Source organism: Halanaerobium sp., from assembly GCF_003070835.1.
The window spans coordinates 1-3,205 of the sequence record NZ_QBLR01000365.1; the positions used below are offsets into that span (position 1 = coordinate 1).

The 3,205-nt window shown below is 35.7% G+C and carries 2 protein-coding genes; both read left to right on the forward strand.

Annotated elements, in window-relative coordinates; translation table 11 throughout:
- The first annotated feature begins 24 nt into the window (after nt 1-24).
- Complete coding sequence (locus CI949_RS19055) at nt 25-1,605, forward strand: acyl CoA:acetate/3-ketoacid CoA transferase (RefSeq protein WP_290769340.1); 1,581 nt, start codon at nt 25-27, stop codon at nt 1,603-1,605.
- Nucleotides 1,606-1,636: 31 nt separating this feature from the next.
- Nucleotides 1,637-2,992, forward strand: a complete 1,356-nt coding sequence (locus tag CI949_RS19060; protein ID WP_290769342.1) for a GntP family permease — start codon at nt 1,637-1,639, stop codon at nt 2,990-2,992.
- Nucleotides 2,993-3,205: the final 213 nt, after the last annotated feature.

Consider the following 3,205-nt stretch of genomic DNA (forward strand, 5'->3'; position numbering starts at 1 on the left):
ATTTAATTAAACAGGAGGAAAATAATGCGAAAAGATAAAGTTGTAGATATTGAAGAAGCATTAGATTTAATCAAAGATGGAAATACTATTTCTACAAGTGGATTTGTTGGTTTTGGTCATGCTGAAGGAATTACTAAAGCATTGGAAGAAAGATTTGAAAAAACTTCTAAACCTGAAAATCTTACTTTAGTTTATGCAGCTGGCCAGGGTGATGGTAAAGATCGTGGACTAAATCACTTAGGACATGCCGGTTTACTAAAAAGGGTTATTGGTGGACACTGGGGTTTAGCACCTAAATTAGGTGAATTAGTTAATGAAAACAAAATTGAAGGCTATAATTTACCTCAGGGAGTAATCAGTCATATGTTTAGAGACACAGCAGCTGGCAAACCTGGTACAATTACTCATGTAGGTTTAAAGACTCTGGCTGATCCTAGAGTACAAGGGGGTAAGCTTAATGATATTACAACCGAAGATATTGTTGAGTTAATTGAGTTAGATGGAAATGAATATTTAAGATACAAACCAGTTCCAGTTGATGTAGCAATTTTAAGAGGAACAACTGCTGATGAAAAAGGTAATATTTCAATGGAAAAAGAAGCAATGCCTTTGGAAAGTTTATCTATTGCTCAGGCAGCTAAAAACTCAGGTGGTAAAGTAATTGTGCAGGTTGAAAGAGTTGCAGAAGCTGGTAGTCTTGATCCAAATAGAGTTGTTATTCCAGGTATATATGTAGATGCTGTTGTTATTGCAGAAGATGAAAAAGATCATATGCAGTCTTTTGCTGAGCAGTATAACCCTGCTTATACTGGAGAAACAAGAGTTCCACTTGGTTCATTATCGCCACTTGAACTTAATGAAAGAAAGGTTATTGCGAGAAGAGCTGCCATGGAATTAGTTCCAAATGCTCTTGTTAATTTGGGAATTGGTATGCCCGAAGGAGTAGCGGCTGTTGCTTCCGAAGAAGGTGCAAGTGATGAGATGAACCTTACTGTAGAGGCTGGACCTGTTGGGGGTATTCCTGCCGGAGGACTAAGTTTTGGTGCTTCAACTAACCCGGAAGCAATTGTAGATCAGCCATATCAGTTTGATTTTTATGATGGTGGTGGACTTGATGTAGCATTTTTAGGTCTGGCACAGGCTGATAAGGGTGGTAATGTTAATGTAAGTAAATTTGGCCCTAAGATTGCAGGAGTTGGCGGATTTGTTAATATTACTCAGAATGCAAAAAAGGTAATTTATTGTGGAACATTTAAAGCTGGTGGCTTAAAAGTAGAGGTTGATAATGGTGAATTAAAGATCAATCAGGAAGGGAAAATCACCAAGCTTGTAGATGAAGTTGAACAGATTTCATTCAGCGGCGAATATGCTGTTGAGAAAAATCAGGAAGTAATTTATATTACAGAAAGAGCAGTATTTGAATTATCTGAAGAAGGAATTGTTCTTACAGAAATAGCACCTGGAGTTGATATGCAGAAAGATATATTAGACCAGATGGATTTTGAACCAGCTGTTGCTGATGACTGTAAAGAAATGGATAAAAGAATATTTACTAAGGGACTAATGAATTTAGAAGCTGATATTGATAAGAATCGTATAAACTAATAAATTATAAAATGTATTGGAGGAGAAAAGTATGTTAGGAGTTCTTGCTATAATTGCAACTTTAGTTGCATTGATGTATTTTGCTTATAAAGGGGTAAGTGTACTTGTTTTAGCACCAATTTTAGCCATGGCTGCAGCCTTGATGGCTGGAGAAGTTCCACCACTGCATGCCCTATCAACTCAATTCATGCCAGCAGCAGCCGGATATATTGGAACATATTTCCCTGTATTCTTAGCTGGTGCAATTTTCGGTAAATTAATGGGTGTTTCTGGGGCCGCTGCTGCTATCGCTGATTTTGTAGCAGAAAAGTTTGGACCTAAAAGAGCTATTACAGCTGTTGTTTTTGCTACAGCTCTTTTAACTTATGGTGGAGTTTCCCTGTTCGTTGTTGTTTTCGCTATGTATCCAATTGGAGCTTCATTATTAAAGAAAGCTGACATTCCAAAACGTCTGCTTCCTGGTGCAATTGCTCTGGGTGCATTTACCTTTACAATGACTGCTTTACCTGGTTCACCACAGTATATTAATACAATGCCTACAGTGTACTTTGATACAGATATTTATGCTGCACCTGTGCTTGGTATTATTGCCTCTTCAATTATGTTCTTTGGCGGTGTAAAATATTTAAATTATAGAGCAAATATGATGCAGGCTGAGGGTGAAGGTTATGGAGATCATGATGATGGAGATTTACATTTAGAAGATGACAATCTTCCAAGTTTTGGACTTTCAATCACTCCTATAGTCATTGTTTTTATTTTGAACTTTATTTTGACAAACTGGTGGTTTGAACGTCCATCTGTAGTTGATAAGTATCAGGCTGTTGGCGGATCAATTAATGGAACCTGGCCTGTTGTTATCGCTCTTTCAGTTGCAGTTGTATTTGTTCTTATTTCAATGAAGAAGTTTATTCCTGAAAGAAATGAGAAGGTATTTGATGGTTCTGTAGGTGCTTTGTTACCTATCTTTAATACTGCATCTGAGGTAGGATATGGTGGAGTTATCAAGTCATTAACTGCTTTTGCTACAGTTAAGAGTGGTCTTGTGTCTATGACAATTCCATCTATCTTTAAAGTAGGTATTTCAACTACTTTACTTGCCGGTATTGTTGGATCTTCTTCCGGTGGTACTGCTATTGCTCTTGAAGTATTATCTGAAGACTTTTTAGCAATGGGTATTCCAGGACCGGTTTTACATAGAGTTATGCTTGTGGCTGCTGGTGGATTAGATAGTTTACCACACTGTGGTGCAGTAATAACACTCTTAGCGGTAACTCACTTAACACATAAAGAAAGTTATAAAGATATTGCATTTAATACAATATTATTACCGATCTTATCTGCTGTAGTCATTTCAGTATTCTATCTAGTAACTGGTATTTATTAATAACTAATGTAATATATTTATTATAAATTAACTGCAGAAGGGTTAGACATTTTAAATAAAATTTAAACTAAGCTCTTATACATTAAATAGTTAAGACAGTTTAACCTTTCTGTAGTATTAAAAAATCAATTAAAAGCATTTGGGGAAATAATTAAAATTTAAATTTTTTTAGCTTTTATTCTTTTAAAGGATAAAAATAATCTGTCATTTAAA

Excerpts from the sequence above, each read along its gene's own strand:
- CI949_RS19055 (WP_290769340.1), top strand. The coding sequence starts at position 25 with ATGCGAAAAGATAAAGTTGTAGATATTGAAGAAGCATTAGATTTAATC.
- CI949_RS19060 (WP_290769342.1), top strand. The coding sequence starts at position 1,637 with ATGTTAGGAGTTCTTGCTATAATTGCAACTTTAGTTGCATTGATGTAT.